This window comes from Qipengyuania sp. B-5 (genome assembly GCF_056857815.1).
In genome coordinates, this window is sequence record NZ_JBSXNU010000033.1 from 38,981 (window position 1) to 58,593 (window position 19,613).

Annotated in this window: 19 protein-coding genes; 3 read left to right on the plus strand and 16 right to left on the minus strand. The window is 60.4% G+C overall.

The genetic code is table 11. The features are described from left to right. Positions 1-5 precede the first annotated feature (5 nt). From AC13CE_RS04210 to AC13CE_RS04220, 3 genes are all read right to left on the minus strand, one after another. Positions 6-2,321, minus strand: coding sequence for a putative bifunctional diguanylate cyclase/phosphodiesterase (locus tag AC13CE_RS04210; protein WP_482971637.1), 2,316 nt, complete (start codon positions 2,319-2,321; stop codon positions 6-8). 172 nt (positions 2,322-2,493) lie between these two features. Continuing rightward, positions 2,494-4,317 (minus strand): glutamine--fructose-6-phosphate transaminase (isomerizing), encoded by a 1,824-nt coding sequence (glmS, locus tag AC13CE_RS04215; protein WP_473820954.1) that lies wholly within the window; start codon positions 4,315-4,317, stop codon positions 2,494-2,496. 56 nt (positions 4,318-4,373) lie between these two features. After that, entirely contained in the window at positions 4,374-5,276 is a 903-nt protein-coding gene (locus AC13CE_RS04220; RefSeq protein ID WP_482971594.1) for a DMT family transporter, read from the minus strand. A 351-nt stretch (positions 5,277-5,627) separates the two neighbouring features. On the opposite strand from AC13CE_RS04220, the gene AC13CE_RS04225 reads away from it, so the two are divergent. Further along, complete coding sequence (locus AC13CE_RS04225) at positions 5,628-7,151, plus strand: TadA family conjugal transfer-associated ATPase (protein WP_221540310.1); 1,524 nt, start codon at positions 5,628-5,630, stop codon at positions 7,149-7,151. A 4-nt stretch (positions 7,152-7,155) separates the two neighbouring features. Here the strand turns inward: AC13CE_RS04225 and AC13CE_RS04230 are convergent, their stop codons facing one another. After that, the gene (locus AC13CE_RS04230; protein WP_482971595.1) at positions 7,156-7,380 is read right to left on the minus strand and encodes a hypothetical protein; all 225 of its coding nucleotides are present in this window, start codon (positions 7,378-7,380) and stop codon (positions 7,156-7,158) included. 122 nt (positions 7,381-7,502) lie between these two features. Here AC13CE_RS04230 and AC13CE_RS04235 point away from each other — a divergent pair, with 122 nt between their 5' ends. Both AC13CE_RS04235 and AC13CE_RS04240 read left to right on the plus strand, forming a co-directional pair. Further along, on the plus strand, positions 7,503-7,634 hold the full coding sequence (locus AC13CE_RS04235) for an entericidin A/B family lipoprotein (RefSeq protein ID WP_221540313.1): 132 nt from the start codon (positions 7,503-7,505) through the stop codon (positions 7,632-7,634). 3 nt (positions 7,635-7,637) lie between these two features. After that, positions 7,638-7,787: an entericidin A/B family lipoprotein gene (locus AC13CE_RS04240; protein WP_221540314.1), complete on the plus strand. Its 150-nt coding sequence runs from the start codon at positions 7,638-7,640 to the stop codon at positions 7,785-7,787. Positions 7,788-7,845: 58 nt separating this feature from the next. Here the strand turns inward: AC13CE_RS04240 and AC13CE_RS04245 are convergent, their stop codons facing one another. The 12 genes from AC13CE_RS04245 to AC13CE_RS04300 all read right to left on the minus strand — a co-directional run bounded on the left by AC13CE_RS04245 (position 7,846) and on the right by AC13CE_RS04300 (position 19,589). Next, a complete protein-coding gene (locus AC13CE_RS04245; RefSeq protein WP_482971596.1) occupies positions 7,846-8,439 on the minus strand; it encodes a DUF938 domain-containing protein in 594 nt (197 codons plus the stop codon). Further along, entirely contained in the window at positions 8,436-9,986 is a 1,551-nt protein-coding gene (locus AC13CE_RS04250) for a fatty acid--CoA ligase (RefSeq protein WP_482971597.1), read from the minus strand. Before AC13CE_RS04250 ends, AC13CE_RS04245 begins: the two co-directional genes overlap by 4 nt. A 77-nt stretch (positions 9,987-10,063) precedes the next feature. Beyond that, entirely contained in the window at positions 10,064-10,516 is a 453-nt protein-coding gene (locus tag AC13CE_RS04255) for an ABA4-like family protein (protein WP_482971598.1), read from the minus strand. Positions 10,517-10,528: 12 nt separating this feature from the next. After that, a complete protein-coding gene (locus tag AC13CE_RS04260) occupies positions 10,529-11,224 on the minus strand; it encodes an NAD(P)H-binding protein (protein ID WP_482971599.1) in 696 nt (231 codons plus the stop codon). Then, the gene (locus AC13CE_RS04265) at positions 11,217-12,377 is read right to left on the minus strand and encodes a deoxyguanosinetriphosphate triphosphohydrolase (protein WP_482971600.1); all 1,161 of its coding nucleotides are present in this window, start codon (positions 12,375-12,377) and stop codon (positions 11,217-11,219) included. Before AC13CE_RS04265 ends, AC13CE_RS04260 begins: the two co-directional genes overlap by 8 nt. Before the next feature lie 155 nt (positions 12,378-12,532). Then, positions 12,533-13,660: a S8 family serine peptidase gene (locus AC13CE_RS04270; protein WP_482971601.1), complete on the minus strand. Its 1,128-nt coding sequence runs from the start codon at positions 13,658-13,660 to the stop codon at positions 12,533-12,535. Between the two features lie 134 nt (positions 13,661-13,794). Continuing rightward, positions 13,795-14,484, minus strand: a complete 690-nt coding sequence (locus AC13CE_RS04275; RefSeq protein ID WP_482971602.1) for an aspartate/glutamate racemase family protein — start codon at positions 14,482-14,484, stop codon at positions 13,795-13,797. 46 nt (positions 14,485-14,530) lie between these two features. Then, positions 14,531-15,538, minus strand: a complete 1,008-nt coding sequence (locus AC13CE_RS04280) for an alpha/beta fold hydrolase (RefSeq protein WP_482971603.1) — start codon at positions 15,536-15,538, stop codon at positions 14,531-14,533. After that, positions 15,535-16,548: an SO2930 family diheme c-type cytochrome gene (locus tag AC13CE_RS04285; RefSeq protein WP_482971604.1), complete on the minus strand. Its 1,014-nt coding sequence runs from the start codon at positions 16,546-16,548 to the stop codon at positions 15,535-15,537. Before AC13CE_RS04285 ends, AC13CE_RS04280 begins: the two co-directional genes overlap by 4 nt. Beyond that, positions 16,545-17,747 carry a parallel beta-helix domain-containing protein gene (locus AC13CE_RS04290; protein ID WP_482971605.1) on the minus strand — a complete coding sequence of 401 codons (1,203 nt, stop codon included), beginning with the start codon at positions 17,745-17,747 and terminating at the stop codon, positions 16,545-16,547. The genes AC13CE_RS04285 and AC13CE_RS04290 overlap by 4 nt, the downstream gene beginning before the upstream one ends. A 54-nt stretch (positions 17,748-17,801) precedes the next feature. Further along, positions 17,802-18,143, minus strand: a complete 342-nt coding sequence (locus tag AC13CE_RS04295) for a hypothetical protein (protein WP_221540334.1) — start codon at positions 18,141-18,143, stop codon at positions 17,802-17,804. 3 nt (positions 18,144-18,146) lie between these two features. Beyond that, positions 18,147-19,589 (minus strand): NAD(P)(+) transhydrogenase (Re/Si-specific) subunit beta, encoded by a 1,443-nt coding sequence (locus tag AC13CE_RS04300; RefSeq protein WP_482971606.1) that lies wholly within the window; start codon positions 19,587-19,589, stop codon positions 18,147-18,149. Positions 19,590-19,613 lie beyond the last annotated feature (24 nt).

A 19,613-nucleotide genomic window follows, 5' to 3' on the forward strand; every position in this document is an offset into this window, starting at 1 on the left:
GAAGGTCAGGCGGTTTTGCGTGTACCCGAAGCGCTGTTCCGGAAGATCTTACGCGCATCTTCCGAAGGCATGGGGCGACCGAAGTGGAAGCCTTGGATCTTGTTGCAGCCGAGCCGGCGGATCATCTCCGCCTCCTCGTCATTCTCCACGCCTTCCGCAGTGGTCGTCATATCGAGGCTGTCTGCCATGGCCACCACCGCGCGAATGATGGCAAGGCTCTCGGGACTGTTTTGCGCCGCGCCCTGAACGAAAGTTCGATCGACCTTGATGGTGGTGAACTTCAGCTTGCGCAGATAGCCGAGCGAGGAGTAGCCGGTCCCGAAGTCGTCAAGCGCCACCGAACAGCCCAGCGCCATGCACTGCTCGAGTGCCTTCCGTGCCACATTGGCGTCGCGCATGAAGATGCTCTCGGTCACTTCGATCTCGAGCCGTTTGGGATCCAAGCCGCTGTGCGATAATGCGCGCACAACCGTTCCCGCGAAGTCCGGCTCGACTAGTTGCTCGGGCGACACGTTGATATTGACCTTGACATTCTCCGGCCAGTTGCAGGCTGCCTCGCGACAGGCCTCCTGCAGGACCCAGGTGCCGATCGGAACGATCAGGCGGGTATCTTCCGCGAGCGGAATGAACTTGGCCGGGCTGACGAAGCCGTGTTCTCCGCTGTTCCAGCGGATCAGCGCCTCGAAACTGACGATCTCTTCCGTCTTGGCATCCACCACCGGCTGGTAGTGCAGGACGAACTCGTTCTTTTCGAGCGCGCTCCGCAGGGAGAATTCGAGCTTGCGGCGCTCTTCCGCATTGCTGTGCAGGGCTGGCTCGTACTCGAAATGGCCGCCCCCGCCCCCATCCTTGGCCCGATAAAGTGCCAGGTCGGCATTTCGAAGCAGCTCCTCAACCGTATTGCCGTCTCTTGGGCCGATTGCCGAACCGACGCTGGCACCGACGTAAAGTACCTGATTGTCGATATGATAGGGCGCAGAAAGTGCCGAAATGATTGCTTTCGCCAGAGATTCCACACGGCTGCGATCGCTTGCATCGCGGATTATCACGGCGAACTCGTCGCCACCCAGCCTTCCGCACAATTCGCCTTCACCCATCAACGACTTAAGGCGCGATGCGACATGCGCCAGCATCTTGTCTCCCACCAGATGCCCAAGTGAATCGTTGATGGCCTTGAACCGGTCGAGGTCGATCATCAGAAGCGCGCAACGAGCGCGCCATTGTCCGGCATATGCCAGAGCCTGGAACAAGGATTCGTTGATCTGCAGCCGGTTGGGCAATTGGGTAAGCGTATCGTAGCGTGCGAGATATTCGATCTTTTCGCTGCTCTCGCGCTGTGTCGTCACATCGGAGCCCACGCCGCGGAAGCCAAGCCACACGCCATCCTCGTCGAACATGGGCGTTCCCGACATTTCCCACCAGCGGGTCTGGCCATCTACGAGCGCTTTCACGAGAAGATTGGAGAAGCTCTCCTTTCCTTTGAGCCGGTCAGCCAGTTCGTGAATGCTGGAAGGAAACTGGCCCGTCTTCCAGCCGTCACCCGAGATCAGCTGAAGGAACGATTTACCTTCGATCTCGGCGATGTCTTTCCCCATCGCGAATGCGAGGCGGGGACTGACCGAACGCAAGCGCCGGTTCGTGTCGATCTGCCACAACCAGTCAGCCTGACCATCCTCGAATTCGCGCAGCAGCATCGACACGGTTTCGCTCTTCTCGTGCATTTCGAGTTCCGCGACGCGAGCCCCGAGTGCTACGCGTGCCGTTTCGATCACGCCGAAACAGGCAAAGAATGCGCTGGCAATGATGATGGCGGCGAGACCGTAGTTGAAAGTTGCCAAGGCTGCCACGACGGCCCCTGCACTCACTGTCAGAGTAAAGGCGATGGTGCTTAGGGGCGCACCATAACGGCTGACAGCACTCGTCATCACGAGGAGAGCCAGCACCGACCATAGGGCAGCTACCTGATCACTGGGTCCGAAGACTACGGCCATGCACATACCTACGGACCAGACTCCCCCTTTGAGGGCAGACCACAGGGCGTGGCGATGCAGCTCTTCCATCGAAAAAGCGCGTTCTTCCGCATCGCCCAGGCGGCGATCGAGAAAGTAGGAGAAGGCAACAACAGAGGCGAGCACGGCTCCCCAAATCCCGAGTAATATACCCGGGATTGCGCCACGGCACATCCAGCCCACCACCAGCGCGGCGAACAGGTGCAAGACGATGCGAGTACCCGCACGCTTTGTGACCATCGAATATTGCCTGCCATGCAGGCGCGCGAAATCTCCGCATTCAGGCGCATCGAGCCCGATGATCTGTCGCATGCTCAGCGACCTGTCCGCGGAGGACGGCACGATTTCGTTCTCGCTCACGATTAACGGCTTAGTTGCGAAAGGTTATTCTCGCGTAAACCGCAGGTGATTTTCCGCGCCGTCCGAACCGCTCGCGATACTTGGCCGAATTGGCCCTAAGAAACCGATTTATTTGCGAAATTTCCTATTCAACGGTGACCGATTTTGCGAGATTGCGCGGCTGGTCGACATCGGTCCCTTTCGCACAGGCAACATGATACGCGAGCAATTGCACCGGGATCGCATATACAAGGGGTGCGATCAGCGGATGGACGCGGGGCATTTCAATAGTGGCGAGGCAGCCTTCGCCTGCCTCTTGCAGCCCCTTGGCATCCGATATGAGCACGATCTGCCCGCCGCGCGCACGGACCTCTTCCATATTCGAAATGCTCTTTTCAAATAGCGGCCCGGAGGGCGCGAGCACGATTACCGGCACAGCGTCGTCGATCAGCGCAATCGGCCCGTGCTTCATTTCGCCGCTGGCGTAGCCCTCGGCATGGATATAACTGATTTCCTTGAGCTTCAGCGCTCCCTCCAGGGCCAAGGGATAGTCCGGGCCGCGCCCGAGATACAGGACATCGCGCGCCGGAGCGATCAGATGCGCCATACTGGCTATATCCTCGTCATGATCGAGCGCGGCATTTAGCGCAGCGGGTGCCTCGAGCAGGTGCGCGACAACCTCCTGCTCTTCCTCGCGGCTCATCAGCCCCTTCTTCACCGCCATGTGCGCCGCGAATGCAGCCAGTACGGCAAGTTGGCAGGTAAACGCCTTTGTGGATGCGACACCGATTTCCGGCCCTGCATGTGTCGGAAGCAAAAGATCCGCCTCACGTGCCATGGTACTTGTCGGCACGTTGACGACTGCACCGATAGTCTGACCGTTTTCCTTGCAATGGCGGAGCGCCGCCAGTGTATCTGCCGTCTCGCCACTTTGCGAGATGAACAGGGCAAGCCCCCCGTTTTCGAGAACCGGTTCGCGATAACGAAACTCGGAGGCCACATCGATATCGACCGGCACGCGGGCGAATTGCTCGAGCCAGTATTTGGCGACCATACCGGCATAGAACGACGTCCCGCAAGCGACGATCGTCACGCGTTTTACGCTCGAGATGTCAAAGTCGAACTGCGGCAAGGCCACGGAGTTATCTGATTGCCGCAAATAGGAGGAGAGCGTCTGCGCAACCACGGTGGGCTGCTCGAAAATCTCCTTCTGCATGAAGTGGCGATAATTGCCCTTTTCCACTGCAGCGGCGGAAGCACCCGAGCTGCGAATTTCGCGCTCTACTTCTTCGCCGTTCTCGTCGTAAATGGTTGCACCTTCGCGGCGGACGACGACCCAATCGCCCTCTTCAAGATAGGTAATCTGCTGCGTCAGGGGCGCGAGCGCCAGCGCGTCGGAACCCAGATAGGTTTCGCCATCCCCGTAACCTACCACCAAAGGTGAGCCCCGGCGCGCACCGATCACCATATCGGGGTGCTCGCGAAAAACGATTGCGAGCGCAAAGGCGCCACGAAGGCGAGGGAGTACGTTGGCGACAGCCCTTTCCGGCGTCTCTCCCTGTTCCACCAGACGCGAAATGAGATGAGCTACCACCTCGCTGTCGGTATCGCTTTCCAGCCTGCGCCCGGCTTCACGCAGCTCGGCACGCAATTCCTTGTAGTTCTCGATAATGCCATTGTGGACCAGCGCGACATGGTCCGTCGCATGCGGGTGGGCATTGTTCGCGGTCGGCGCACCATGCGTCGCCCAGCGGGTATGCGCGATGCCGATATCGCCAGGCGCCGGATTGTTCGCAAGCTCCACGACCAGATTGTTGAGCTTGCCTTCGGCACGGCGGCGGACCAGCCTGCCCTCCTCTATCGTGCAGATACCCGCGCTGTCATAGCCGCGATATTCCATGCGCCTCAGTCCGTCGACCAGCCTTTCCGCTACAGCTTCCTTGCCGACGATACCGATTATTCCACACATGCACGTAACCCCTTATTCATCTGTCGAAAGCACACTTAATGCCTTCCGTCTGCCGATCAATCGGCACTTAAATTCACCGGTTCCCGCGGTGTGCTCCACCACAGCAACAAGCCCGCACCGATTATGATCGCGGCGCCGGCCAGCGTAAGCAGATCGGGAATGTCGCCAAACCACCACCAACCTAGGAAGGTCGCGACCAGCATCTGGACATAGGTAGTCGGCGCTATGGTTGCTGCGCCCGCACGCTGGGTTCCTACATATGCCAACCAATGGGCGCAGCTTGCTGTAATTGCGACTACGGCGCAGCGGGCTACGATCGTCCAGTCCGGCGCAGAAATCTCGAGATTCTCGAACCCCGAAATATGCCCGCCCACAGCGGCAAGAATCAGGAGCGGCATGGCGCCGATCTGTACGAAGACCTGCATCGACAGGGCGCTGCCTTGCCCAGCACTCGCACGGTTCGCGATTATCATCAGCGCGAAGAAGAAAGCTGAAGCCAGAGGCAGGAGTGCGACCAACCCCAATTCGGCAAGGTTTGGCCTGAGAACCAGTCCGACACCCGCCAGCGCTGCCAGAGATGCAAACCAGACCGCAGCTCGCACCTTCTCGCCCAATAGCGGCCCGCTGAGCAGCGCGACAACTACCGGCGAAACAAAAGCAAGCGCCATTGCCGTCGCCAGAGGCATTACGAAGATGGCCGAAAAGAAACATAGCGACGCGGCGGCAAGGCAGAATCCCCGCGCGGCCTGCAACCTTGGATTACCAGGCCGGAAAGCTGCCCTCCCCTCATTCGCGGCAAGCAGAACCGAAAGACCGGCGGAACCGAGTGCAAAGCGCAACGCCGCCACGGCCAGAGGCGACCATTCCCCCGACATGGTCTTGATCACGGCATCGCCGACGCTGAGCAGGGCGAAACCGCACAGCGCGATCAGGATACCGCTACGTTCTGAATGTTGCATGGCGGGGTGGGTAATTCCTGGTTGAGATCACGCGGCCTTGAACGAGCTGCGCATACAGCAATTGTCCCACGGGGAAAGACACTAGATGCCCACGAGCCGCTCGACCGGATTGGCCCGGACACATCCCGCTATGCTTCCGTGCCAAAGCATATCGTTCGATGCCATAATCTATGCAGTCCCGGCGCCTTTCCGCGGCGCCACGAAGGTGGCATCATTTTCGTCGTGCTGAATGGACCGGTTAGGAAAAAATCAAGGTTTCCAACTTATTCACCAAACTTGCATACGCGGAATTCGCCGTCTTGAAGACAGCTGGGTTGCGTCACGACGATTACGACCTCGGGGGTTTAGGCAATGAGTGCATTCGGGCGGAAGAATGGGCCGGCTGGCATGGGCGCCGGATCGCGTCCGCAATTCGGTGTCGCTCGGCCGATGCATGGCGGCGTACCCGACAAGGAAGAAAAGAAGCAGGCCGGCGGCGAACAGTTCCCACCGCTGCCGCAGGACAGCGTTCCTCCTCCCGGCACCGGTGGATCGGCTGCGAGCGCCGATGCCATGGCGCGACTTTCGGAACGGATGAACACGACCCATTCGGGCGATTCGGAAGTCGGTGGTTTCGAGGCCAGCGTCCACAAAATCAAGGAACAGGTCCTTCCGCGCCTGCTCGAGCGCGTCGATCCCGAGGCGGCAGCAACGCTTACGAAAGATGAGTTGTCGGAGGAATTCCGCCCTATCATCATGGAAGTGCTGGCCGAACTGAAGGTCACTCTCAACCGCCGCGAGCAATTCGCGCTAGAAAAGGTCTTGGTCGACGAGCTTCTGGGCTTCGGTCCGTTGGAAGAACTGCTCAACGATCCGGACGTGTCCGACATCATGGTCAACGGCCCGGACCAGACCTACATCGAAAAGAAGGGCAAGCTGACCCTCGCCCCAATCCGTTTCCGCGACGAGCAGCACCTGTTCCAGATCGCCCAGCGCATCGTCAACCAGGTCGGCCGCCGCGTCGACCAGACCACGCCGCTGGCCGACGCCCGCCTCAAGGACGGCAGCCGCGTGAACGTGATCGTACCGCCGCTCAGCTTGCGCGGCACCGCGATCTCGATTCGTAAGTTTTCCGAAAAGCCGATCACGCTCGACATGCTGCGCGATTTCGGTTCGATGTCGGACAAGATGTGCACCGCGCTGAAGATCGCGGGCGCATGCCGGATGAACATCGTCATCTCGGGCGGTACGGGTTCGGGCAAGACGACCATGCTCAACGCTCTGTCGAAGATGATCGACCCGGGCGAGCGCGTGCTGACGATCGAGGACGCGGCGGAACTTCGCCTGCAGCAGCCGCACTGGCTGCCGCTCGAAACCCGCCCGCCAAACCTTGAAGGGCAAGGCGCCATCACCATCGGCGACCTTGTGAAGAACGCCCTGCGTATGCGTCCCGACCGCATCATCCTGGGCGAAATTCGCGGCGCGGAGTGTTTCGATCTTCTCGCTGCCATGAATACCGGCCACGATGGCTCGATGTGTACGCTTCACGCCAACAGCCCGCGCGAGTGCCTTGGCCGTATGGAAAACATGATCCTGATGGGCGACATCAAGATCCCGAAAGAAGCCATCAGCCGCCAGATCGCCGAATCGGTCGATCTCATCGTTCAGGTCAAGCGCCTTCGCGACGGTTCGCGCCGCACCACCAACATCACCGAGGTGATCGGGATGGAAGGCGATGTGATCGTCACGCAGGAACTGTTCAAGTTCGAGTATCTGGACGAGAGCGACGACGGCAAGATTCTCGGCGAATTCCGTTCCTCGGGCCTGCGCCCCTACACGCTGGAAAAGGCGCGCCAGTTCGGCTTCGACCAAGCCTATCTGGAAGCCTGCCTCTAGCTCGCTAACCGCGTATAATTCCCGGAATTGCAACGGCCAGCAAACCGCCGCCTATCACCGCGCAGATCAGGAAAAGTCCGGTCCAGGGCATCCACCCCACCCCGTCGATCTGCGCACGCCTGGCGCGGCGCCGCTCCATCACAAGCGCCAATCCGGCGCATAGAAGGAAACTCGCCCCCCACAGGGCGATCATATCTGCTTCGCTGGCAAACGTCAGGAACTCGTGCATGGCGCGCGATATGGGTAGCAGCGGAACTTCTGCCAAGCTGGCGTTAAGGGAACCGGGTTATTGTTTACCCGTTCTAACCCGTTGAACGCCTGATGTTCGGGCCCTTTGGGAAGGATATAGACATGATCAAGAAGCTTATGCTCGCCCTCGGAATTACCACGATGAGTCTCGCAGCCACCGCTTGCAACACGGTCAAGGGTGTTGGCGAAGATATCGAATCCGTCGGCGAAGCCGGTGAGGATGCAATCGACTAAACCATGAAAAAGAAACCCGAATTCTTCCGTAAATCCGCACTGCTCCTTTCGGTAGCAGCATTGTCACTCGGGGTGACAGCCTGCAACACTGTCAAGGGGCTCGGCGAAGATATTAAATCCGTCGGCGAGGCGGGCGAGGATGCGATCGACTGAGCGCAACTCGCGACATTGCGAAGAATGGCGAGACGCCCGCCCTTACCGGCGGGCGTTTCTATTTTCTGCGATATACCAGCGTCAAATTGTTAGCAGGCATCTGGTGTCTGGCCGTGCGGACGAAACCAGTATGTTCCGCCAAATCATCCATTTCGCTGACATACCGGATGCCCCACGCAGGATCACGGCTGCGCAGACTCGTATCGAAGGCGAGATTCGACGGTGCGGCTTCTTTCCCATTTTCGAAATACGGGCCGTAGAGGATGAGCGGTGCACCGGTGGCGAGTACTTGGCTGGCCCGCTCGAACAGACCTTGCGTTGCCGTCCATGGGCTGATGTGGACCATATTGATGCATAGCAGCGCGTCTGCCCGCACCACTGGCCAGTTCCCCTCTTTCGCATCCAGCTCCAATGGGGCCGCGAGATTTGCATGTCCCACTTGCCTCACCCACGAAGCAATCGATTCCAGAGCCGCCGGATCCCGATCGGTCGGCTGCCATTGCAGCGCGGGAAAACGCGCCGCCATGAATACCGCATGCTCACCAGTCCCGCTGGCGACCTCCAGCACGAGCCCGATTTCAGGCAACTCCTTGGCCAGAACATCCGCGATCGGAGCAGAGTTTCGAGCAGCAGAGGGCGAGGTCCGCTTCAATTGACCTGTCGCTCGCGGCCTTCCCAGTAAGGGGCCCGCAAATCCTTGCGGAGGATTTTGCCGCTGGCGTTGCGGGGCATCACCTCGAGCACATCGATACTCTTTGGCACCTTGAAACCGGCAAGCCTTTCCTTCGTCCACTCGATCACCGAATCTGCATCCACTTCCTGACCTGCCTTGGCCACGATGCAGGCCTTCACCGCTTCCCCCCAGGTGTCGTCGGGTACTCCGATCACCGCAACTTCGCCTACCGCGGGATGGCCATAGATCGCGCTTTCGACCTGTGCCGGATATACGTTCTCGCCGCCCGAGATGATCATGTCCTTCATCCGGTCCTGGATGTAGACGTAGCCGTCCTCGTCCATGAAGGCCGCATCGCCCGTGTGCATCCAGCCATCTTTCAGCGAGCTCTGCGTGGCGTCGGGCAGATTCCAGTAACACGCCATGTTCGACGGGCTCTTGCAGATCAGTTCACCCACCTCACCGCGGGGCAATTCTCGCCCATCGTCCCCGACGACCTTGAGTTCGACGCCGGGCACGGCCTTGCCCGCCGATTTCATCCGCTGATTGCCCGCCAGATCGTGATCCTCGGGTGGAAGGACTGCGATCGTCCCCGTCGTTTCGGTCATGCCGTAGCACTGAAGAAATCCGGCATCCGGGATGGTTCTTACCGCCTCTCGCAGCAGGTCGAGCGGAATGGGCGCCGCCCCGTAGAGAACATATTTGACACCGGACATGTCGGTCGTCTTCGCGCGCGGATGCTGAACGACCATCTGTAGCGCGGCCGGCACGATGAACAGGCGGGTTATGCCCTGCTCGAAAGCATCCAGCACGCCATCGGGCGTGAATTCCTCCTGCACAATTGCACGGATACCGGAACCCATCGCCATGATGCCAAGCCCCGTCCCGCCGATATGCGCGCAGGGCATGCAGACGAGAATGGCCTCATCCTCGTCGAAGTGCGACCATGGCTGGTCCGCCTTCTGGCTCGGCATGCGTAGCGCAAAGAGGTTGCGGTTCGTCAGGACGGCACCCTTGGGATTTCCGGTCGTGCCCGAAGTATAAAGCTGGAGGACGGGATCGTCGGGACCAGCAGGAGCGAACGCGCCGGCGGAGGAGTTCTCGATTTCCTTTAGCGCATCACCAGTCGAAAGGATATCCGGAGGGGATTCCATCTGCTGGCAGGCCTTGCCGGCTAACTCGCCAAAGCCCTCGCCAAGCAAGACCAGTTTCGCTCCTGTATCGCCGAGAATATAGGCTATTTCGGGAGCAGCGAGACGCCAGCCGATAGGGACCATGACCACACCGGCACGAGCAGCCGAATAGAAAAGTTCGAAATAATGGCGCGAGTTCTTGCCGAGCCACGCGATCCGATCGCCTTTGCCCACGCCGCGTGAAGCCAACATTGAGACGTTCTTGCGGCTGCGAACTTCGAGCTCCGCAAAGGTGAGCGCTTCATCGTCCTGCTCCAGCGCGACGTTATCGGGCCGTTCGACTGCCCAATGCCGGATAAGCTCATCGAATGTGAGCTTCTGCGTGGCTTCCATATATCCTCTCCGCTGCTTTCAGCTTCGATGACATCATGCCACGCCAGTTGCATCGCGCAACCGGTTTCGGAACGCTCCTACTGCCAGCGCCCGGCGGCCCTCGCGCGGCGCTCGCGAACTGCCAGCCATACCAGAAGTCCCAGCGGCCCCGCCATGAATGTCGCGACAAGGATTGGAGCCTGAAGCAACCGCGAGAAGCCCTTCGCATCCGCGTCTCGCACGATCCAGAGCCCCACGAACAGGTCGAAGGCCAGATAATGGATCCAGCCTATCGCAACACCGCCGTCGCTCGCAAAAATCGAACGGATGCCTTCGATCGAACCGAAATCGAAACCGGAACCATCTCCGCCAACCGGGTCGAGCAATCCGGACAAAATCCCGACCAGACCGAGCATATAGGTCAGGCACAAAAGACCGATGCCGAGGTAAAGTACCGCTGCAAGCAGTGCCGGCCAGCGTGGAAGGAAGATGAGCGCTGACCACATTACAATCGCCAGGATGTTGGCCGCAGAGAAAACGATGTTCCACACGTCTCGATCTCCTTACTCTTCGATCAAAATCGGGAGGCTGTTCGCCGCACGCCGGATAGCATCGTTGTCATGGACGAACCTTCCCCGCGCTGCACGCTTGGCGAGCGCGATTGCCGCCCTGGCGACAATTTCCGCCTTGATCCCGCGATACTGCCGGTATTTGCCATGCATGAACAGATTGGCGAGCGGTGCAGTCGCTATCCCGAGCCGTTCGGCAGTACGCCGATCGTTATCGCGCTGACCGATCAGCAGACCCGGCCGCAGAATGTCGAGCCGCGGGAACCTGAGCCTAGTAAGTTCGCGCTCGGTTTCCCCCTTGACCCGCAGATAGAGGTTTTTCGAGGCAGTGTCCGCGCCGACGGAGCTCACGGCGACCAACCGCTCCACTCCATTGGCAAGCGCAGCCTTTGCTGTCGACAGGACGAGTTCCTGATCTACAGCACGAAAAGCCGCTTCGTTCTCTCCCGACTTCTTCCATGTCGTACCCAAGGCACAAATGACCGCCTTGGGACGCAGCGCCTCGAAGACTTCGCCCCATTTCGACGGATCGGCGACAAAATATTCGATACGAATTCCCGGCGGCAGCTTGGCCTCGCGCCGCCCGATGGCTTGCAGGCGAATATCCTCCCGCCCCACGCATTCTTCCATCACCTTACCACCGATCAGGCCGGTCGCGCCAACGAGGCAGAGGCGTAGCGCCTCAGACATTCGAAAGTCCTTCGGGGGCACGACCATAGATGCGGCGGCACTGGTTGATCGCGAAACGATCGGTCATGCCAGCAATGAAATCGGCAATATGGCGGCTCTTTTGCGGTTCGTCAGCAGGCAGGCGTGCCACCCAATCGTCTGGCATGGTCGCCGGATCCTGCTGGTAGGCAACGAATAGTCGCGCCACGACGTCGCGCGCCTTCTCGGCGGTCTGGATTTGCTCCGGATGATAATAGAGACGCTGGTACATGAACTTCTTCAAACGCCGCTCCTCCACAGCGATCCCGGGCGAGAAACCGGCGAGTTGCCTGCCAGCGCCGCGGACCTGACCGATTCCGTCCATGCCCGCCACATTGGAGCGCGTGTGCTCGATGACATCGTTGACCATCAGGCCGATCTGGCTGCGGACCAGCTCCCGCAATTGAGTTTCCCGCGTCGCATGGGGGAAGCGCTGTTCGACCCGCCTGAACTGGTCGGCCAGAAATTCGATCTCCATAAGATCGTCGAGATCGAGGAATCCGGCACGAAGTCCGTCGTCTATGTCGTGATTGTCGTAGGCAATATCGTCGGCCACGGCGGCGATCTGCGCTTCCAGCGAGGGCCATTCACCGAGATCGAGACCATAGGCAGCATCGATCTCCGCCAAGGCCCAGTTCGGGGCGCCGACGGGACCGTTGTGCTTGGCCATGCCCTCGAGCGTTTCCCAAGTCAGATTGAGGCCGACATGATCCGGATAGGGGCTCTCGATCCGCGCCAGCGTGCGAATGCCCTGCGCGTTATGATCATAACCACCCGCATGCTCCATGGCCTGTTCCAGCGCTTTCTCCCCCGCATGTCCAAAGGGCGGGTGTCCAATATCATGGGCGAGGCAAAGCGCTTCGGTCAGGTCCTCGTCGAGCCCCAACTCGCGGGCGATGACGCGGCCGATCTGCGCGACCTCGATGCTGTGTGTAAGCCGTGTGCGATAGTGGTCGCCGTCGGGGGCAATGAACACCTGGGTCTTCGAGCGAAGTCGGCGAAAGGCGATCGAATGGATGATCCGGTCGCGGTCACGCTGGAACTCGCTGCGGGGTCCGCGCGCACCGTCGCGGTTTTCGGCGAATTCGCGACCGCGCGAATGCGCAGGATCGGCAGCGTAGGGAGCTCTATGCATGGAGCGCTGAGGCTTAGGTGAGCCGGTTTGTCACGACAACGTGAACGAAACACGAACTCGGCAGCTTTTCGGCAGGCAGCACCTTTCCGTCGGGCAAAGAAAGGGCCGCGCGCTTTCAAGCGGCGCGGCCCGTTCAGGATTGCGACCTCAACTCATCAGTTGATGCCGATGGTGTCCGGATTTCCATCCGGATCGCCGTTTACGGTGCCGCCGCTACGCGGTGTGCCGAGCAGCAAAAGGCCTGCCATATGCGGGCTTGCCATCGAAGTCCCCGATAGCGTGGCGTATCCGCCATCCTTGTAGGTAGAGAGAATAGACGAACCCGGCTCTGCATAATCGACCGGCGGATTGCCGTAGTTCGAGAAGCTCGACCAGTTATCGCCCTGCGCGAACGAACTGATGGTATAGATGTTTGCATGATTGGCCGAAGCAGGCGACTTGGTCGTGGCGCTGGTGCTTTCGTTACCGGCTGCCAAGGCGAACTCTAACCCGCCCTGCGCTGCGGCGATGACCGCATCGTTGAGCGCCTGACTGAAGCCGCCACCCAGCGACATGTTCGCGACATCGTCCGAATTGGCGATCGATGCTGCATATTCGATCCCGGCGATAACCCCGCTGGTCGATCCCGAGCCGCGACGGTCGAGAACCTTGATGCCGACCACAGTGACACCGGGTGCCACACCCACTACACCAATCCCGTTGCCTTTGATGGCCGCAATCGTGCCCGCCACATGCGTGCCGTGACCATTGCCGTCATCGGCGCTCTTGTCGCGCGTGAAATTGGCGGCAAGGCTGGTATCCACATTCAGGTCCGGATGGTCGAAATCCACTCCGGTGTCGATCACCAGTGCGCGACCAGTGGCGCCCGTCTGGCCGCCACCGACGCGAGTGACACCCCAAGGAGTGGACTCGCTTGGCTGGGTTCCGCCATCGCCACCGCCGCCAGGTCCCTTGCCCGGGGGCGGAGCGCTGACGCTGTAGACCTGTTCCTGTTCGCAATAGGCGATACGCGGGTTGTTGGCCTGCATCTTTGCGACTGCCTGTGGGGCTGCGTTTACCGCAAAGCCGCGGATCGTACGCTCGTAAGTGAATTTGACATTGGCACCGGCGGCTCGGGCCGAACGGTTGGCTTCCGCCTTGACCTGGCCCTTGCCGACCAGCCCCGGATTGAACACGCAAACATATTGATTGTCGATTTTCTGCGCAGCAGCAGGTGTAGCCACAGCCGCACTGGCGAGCGCAATAACGCTCGCAGTGGCAAGCCGGCCCAGATGCATTTTCATAGTTCAGTCCCTTCCCATGAGATTGAGGAAGGTCATAATGCCCCGTCGGCCCTGTTGGACAAGACAGCCTTGGTTAAAATACCCCGAATAGTCTCAGTGCGTTACAGAAATGTCGCAAATCAATAACTTCAGTTTCATTCCAAAATCCAATCCGCTGCCGCCCGACAATGAATATCGGTGGAATCGAAGACCGGAAGGACGTTGGCATCGGTATCGACCACCAGTTCCAGTTCGGTGCAGGCCAGGACGATCGCTTTGGCGCCCTGCTTTTCCTTTATCGTGATAATGGTCTTGAGTGCCCGTTCCGCATCCCGGGTCACGCGGCCGAGCATCAGTTCCTTATAGATGATGCCATCGACCAGTTCGACCTCGTTGGGGTCGGGCGGAAGCAGGTCAACGCCGTGGGACACCAGCCTCTGCCGATACCAGCTTTCGGTCATAACAAAGCGCGTACCGAGCAGGGCCGCACTTTGGCAATCCGCCTCGGCCATCGCCTTTCCGACCGCGTCGGCGATGTGGATTACGGGAATGGAGATCGCCTCGGCCACGCGGTCGTAGCTCTTGTGCATGGTATTGGCAGCGATCACGATGCCTTCGGCCCCGGCAGCCTCGAGCTTGCGGGCACTTTCGACCAGAATCGTGGCGATGGCGTCCCAGTCATCGGCCTTCTTGGCGCCGGCGATGCGTGAATAATCCAGGCTGTCGATCAACATAGGCGCACTGGCCATGGGCTGCGCACGCTTTTGAACCAACTTGTTGATGCGTTCGTAATAGGCGCGGGTGGAAATCCAGCTCATCCCGCCGATGAGACCCAATGTGCGCAAAACTAGCGCTCCCTGTCCAATTGTTATGCCGCCCCTCTGCGGCCCATCATGATGTAGATGTCACAACGGGCTCGGCAGACGGCGGTTCCTCGATTGGTAATTGCGGCGGGATGAGTGCTTCGGAAAGCCATATCCTGAGGTCCGTCGCGCTGCGTTCAGGGGCCTCTTCCATCGGGATATGGCCGATGCCCTCGTAGGAAACGAGCGTCGCTTTGGGCAGGTGCTTTGCATACCATTCGCCTGCCTCGTAGGGGATCAGCTGGTCTTCCCTGCCCCACATGACCAGGGCTGGAACCTGAATCCGTTCGATTTCGGCAGGATCGAAAGCAGTACGCGGGGCGCTGAAACGCTTCCGAGTTGCGCTCCGATTGCCCGGATAACGCGCCAATTCCCAATAGCGGTCCACGGCTGCCTCCGTCACCACATCCTGGTTGGAAACGCTTTGCGAGAGGCTTCTTTCGACGATCGAGCGCGGCAAAAGCTGGCTCATGATGTCGCCGATCACAGGCAGACCGGCCAAGGTGAAGGCGATATTGCCGCCGCCCTTGCGCTCGACAGGTGCGCCTGCCGCATCGACAAGAACCAGCGCATCGACCCGCCAGGGTTTTTCAAGCGCATAGGCCATCGCGATCCAGCCGCCCATCGAATTGCCGGCAAGGGTAAAAGTCTCGACGCCGAGCCTTTCCGTGACCGCATCGATATCCGCGCCGAAACCTTGAACGGAATAGTCATCGTCCGGTGCGGGACCTGTGAGGCCGTGGCCACGCTGGTCGAAGCGGATGACGCGGTAATCCCCCTTCAACCGTTCGGTCCACGGCTGCCAGGTTTGGAGGTCGGCATTGGAGCCATGGAGCAACACGATCACCGGCGCATCGCGGGGACCTTCATCCCGAAAATGGATATCGCGTCCATTTTCGAGCATCAGGAACTGAGACGGACTATTGCCGTATTTGGCACGCATCTCCGCCGGATCGGTGTCCGGAACCCGAAAAACGAGGAAGGCGATCACGAGGATCGCCGCCACGGCCAGCAGTCCACGCCAAACCCATTTCACGGATTCATTTCCCCGATCCACCGGCGCACGATCTCAGCACCCTCCTCGTCAATCGTCGACTTGCCGAGTTCGGGCATGGCGACACCGGGATCGTCGCTCAGCATCCGGTGGAGCAGGATGGATTCGTCCGGCTTGCCCGGCACTATATCGTAGAGAAGCTGACCCGCCCCGCGCCCTGCGGCGACGGGCCGCTTCATGATGCCGATGGCATGCGGGTCATCCTGTTCCCAGCGCAGGTCCAGTCCGCTGTTCGACGCAGTCGCGCCGGGCCGGTGGCAATGTGCGCAATTCACGTCGAGATAGGCGCGCGCTGCCGTTTCGGTGCTGGCGGCGACGCGATTCTCCCAGACAGGTAACCGGTCTGCGCCTACCGGGACCTCCCCCAGCGTGGCTTCCAGCCAATCAGCCGAAAGATTGCGCGCCTTCGGACCGATAGGAACAACCTCACCATCGAGGCCGTGACATTCTTTACATTGGTTCTTGTTCGGCACCCGGTAGCTTATCGTCTCTCCCGCGGGCGTCGTCGCCTGTACCCGCGCACCAGCCACCGCCAGCGTCGCCTCGGTCTGTTCTTCGTTCCAGAGATAGGGGAGCGCCAGCCAGCCATCGGCGCGGTGAAGAAGAACGCGGGTTTCGACAAGGCGGCGCTTGCCATTCTCCTCGAAGGCGAATGTCTTGATAAGCGCAGAGCCGACAGGGAATTCAAGCAACCCCTCACCTGAAGCGCCGACCTTTTGCCCCCCCGGCACATAGACGAAGCGCAGCTTTTCCGCCCCGTCGGAATAAAGCGGCGTGTTCAGGCGATAAGGAGACACGCCAGCGGCGGGTAACTGAGCACTTGGATCCTCGAAGAAGCCGAAGTCGGACAGAAGGCGCGGCATTCCTTGCGTCACTGCACTGTCACTGACCGAAGCTGGTGCGGGCAGCGGCTGGAAAACCTCAGCCCGCACTGCGACCGATCCGGCCAACGCAAGGCTCGCGAAGGCAAGAAGGGCGGAGCTGGCATTCATCCCCCGAGCCGCGCCTCCAATTCGGCGGGCGCTCCGATATCTTCGGTTGGAAAGCGCTCGCTGGGCGGCGGAGCCTGAAGGGGCGCAGGCGTGGCACCGGCAATCCCCTTGCCCTGCTCGGTAAGGTTGAGTGTCCATCCGGAAATGCCCGACGCAACCTTCAGCGTCACTCCCGCTTCTCCCAGCCCATCCCACATCAGCGGGGGCAGTTCTCCGCCGAAAGCTGCCAGCAGCGCCTCGGCCCCATCGATTTGCGGATCGTAACCGCCTTGGGCGATCTGGTTGCTTCCCACCACGACGTTGCGGGGAACGGGATCGTAATTCTCGTCTTCGAACGGCTGCGGATAGGCGATGACCATGATGGGGGCGGTCGGATTGCCGGACAGGATATTGTTCTCGATCAGCACGCTTTCATTGGCCATCACCATGACACCCGTACCCCGCAGCACTCCCGCGACGATATTGCCGGGCGGCGCGAAATTGGGCGTGTCGTTCGCGACCACCAGATTGTTCGCGACCACCACATTGCCGCCGCCCATTACCGGCAGGTTGGGCAGGTCGAACACCAGTATGCCCCCAGTGTTCCGCGTCGCGACATTGTGCTCGACCAGCGCATTGCGGCTGTTTTCGATTTCGATCCCGGCGACATTGGCCTCGGCGATCGAATTGCGCACGGTAATACCGTTCGACTGGCCAACATATATGCCCGCATCGCTGGCACCGGTCACCTTCACGCCGTCGACCAGCACTCCGGTGCTTTCCACCGGATAGATTCCGTATGCGCCATTTTCCGGGTGCGGCCCGCGGGTCCAGGTCACACGCACGCGGTGATAGACGATATTGTCCGCACCCTTTGATTTGACCCCGTCACCCTTGGGGTTTTCCAGCGCGAAATCCCGCAGGGTGACATTGTCGCTGGTAACCAGCAGCCCCTCGCCCGCGCCCTGCTGGGACGTAAAGTCGAGTACCGTGCCATCCATCCCCGCGCCGCGAATGGTGACACCCTCTACATCAAGGCTGAGGCCGTCGGTCAGAGCATAGCGGCCTGCAGCCAGCACGATCTCGTCCCCCGGAGCGGCGAGGATCAATGCTTCCTGAAGACGCTCCTGCGCGCCCTCACCCGGTTCAATCGTGTGGGTTTCGGCCAGCACCGGTGCAGCGCTCGCGAGAAGTATGGCGGAAATGGCAGTACGGATCATGAGTCTCTCCCTCCCGGCCCATAGTGCCGAGCGGACAAACTATTGCAAGCGGTCCTAGCCTGCAGAGAAGGAACAAATCGCGGCAGAAGTGCCGACCACTTCGATAAGCTCGCGGTCTTCCACCGAGCGAAGGCGCTCGAGAAATTCGACCGTGCTGGCGGGAAGACCCGCTTCGCCTTCCCGTTCACCCAAGCGTTCCAGTTCGCGAAGCTGCGAGATCGTGAGCCGCTCCGACATGCGCGTGCCCATGCAGGCGGCGACCGGTTGCGGAACGCCGCGATCGACCAGCGCGCTTTCGATCCGGCCCGCGGTCACCCGCTCGAAGCCGCCAAGCGCGCCCCATAGACCGATGCCTGCGAGCGCCAGCAGAACGATGACAATCAGTGTCTTTCGCATGGTTCAGTCGAGCGCCTTCACGATTTCCTCGACCATCTTCTTTGCATCGGACAACAGCATCATGGTCTGGTCCATGTAGAATACGTCATTGTCGACGCCCGCATAGCCCACGCCGCCCATCGAACGCTTGATGAAAAACACCTGCTTGGCCTTATCCACGTCGAACACGGGCATGCCGTAGATCGGCGATGATTTGTCGGTCTTCGCCGCCGGATTGACCACATCGTTCGCCCCGATGATGAAGGCGACGTCCGCCTGCGCGAATTCCGAATTGATGTCCTCCAGCTCGAAGACATTCTCATACGGCACCTGCGCCTCTGCCAGCAGCACGTTCATGTGCCCCGGCATGCGGCCTGCGACCGGGTGGATAGCGTATTTTACCTCCACACCCTTTTCCTCGAGCAGATCGGCCATTTCGCGCAGCGCGTGCTGCGCCTGGGCGACCGCCATCCCGTAACCCGGGATGATGATCACCTTTTCCGCCTGTTCCAGCATGAAGGCCGCATCGGCCGCACTGCCCTGCTTGTAGGGGCGCTGTTCGCCGCTTTCGCCGCCGCCCGAACCCGCATCGGCGCCGAAGCCACCTGCGATGACCGAAAGGAAGCTGCGATTCATCGCGCGGCACATGATGTAGCTCAGGATCGCACCCGAAGAGCCGACCAGCGCGCCGGTAATGATCATCGCCGTATTGCCCAGCGTGAAACCCATCGCCGCAGCCGCCCAGCCCGAATAGCTGTTCAACATCGACACGACGACCGGCATGTCCGCCCCGCCGATGGGAATGATCAGCAGGAAACCGACAAGGAAGGCGAGAACTGTCAGCCCGACGATCAGCGGCATGGTTTGCGCAGGTCCTGCAATCGCGAACAAGGCTGTAAGGACGATGATTGCGGCGAGCGTGCCCAGATTGATCACATGCCGCATGGGCAAGAGAATCGGAGAACCGCTCATCCGGCCCGAAAGCTTGGCGAATGCGATGACGGAGCCGGAGAAGGTGATCGCCCCGATAGCGATACCGAGGCCCATCTCCACCTTGCTGACCGCGCCAATGCTTCCCTCGGGTGTCAGCAGGCCGAAAGCGCCCGGATTGAGATAGGCCGCCCAGCCCACCAGAACGGCGGCGAGGCCGACGAGGCTGTGAAAGGCCGCGACCAGTTCGGGCATCACGGTCATGGCAATACGGCGCGCAATCAGGAAGCCGATCAGGCCGCCGATGGCAATCGCGATGCCGATCTCGACGATATTCGCAATGTCGTGCGTGACCAGCGTCGTCACCACCGCAATCAACATGCCCGCCATGCCGAAGCGGTTGCCGGTCCGGCTGGTCGAAGGCGAGGACAGTCCGCGCAGGGCGAGAATGAAGAAAATACCCGCCACGAGATAGGCGAGTGCGACCCAAGGATTTACCGCTTCGCCCGTCGCCGCATGCGCGGGTGTGGCCCACATCGTCACCCCAGCGAAAGCTGGGGT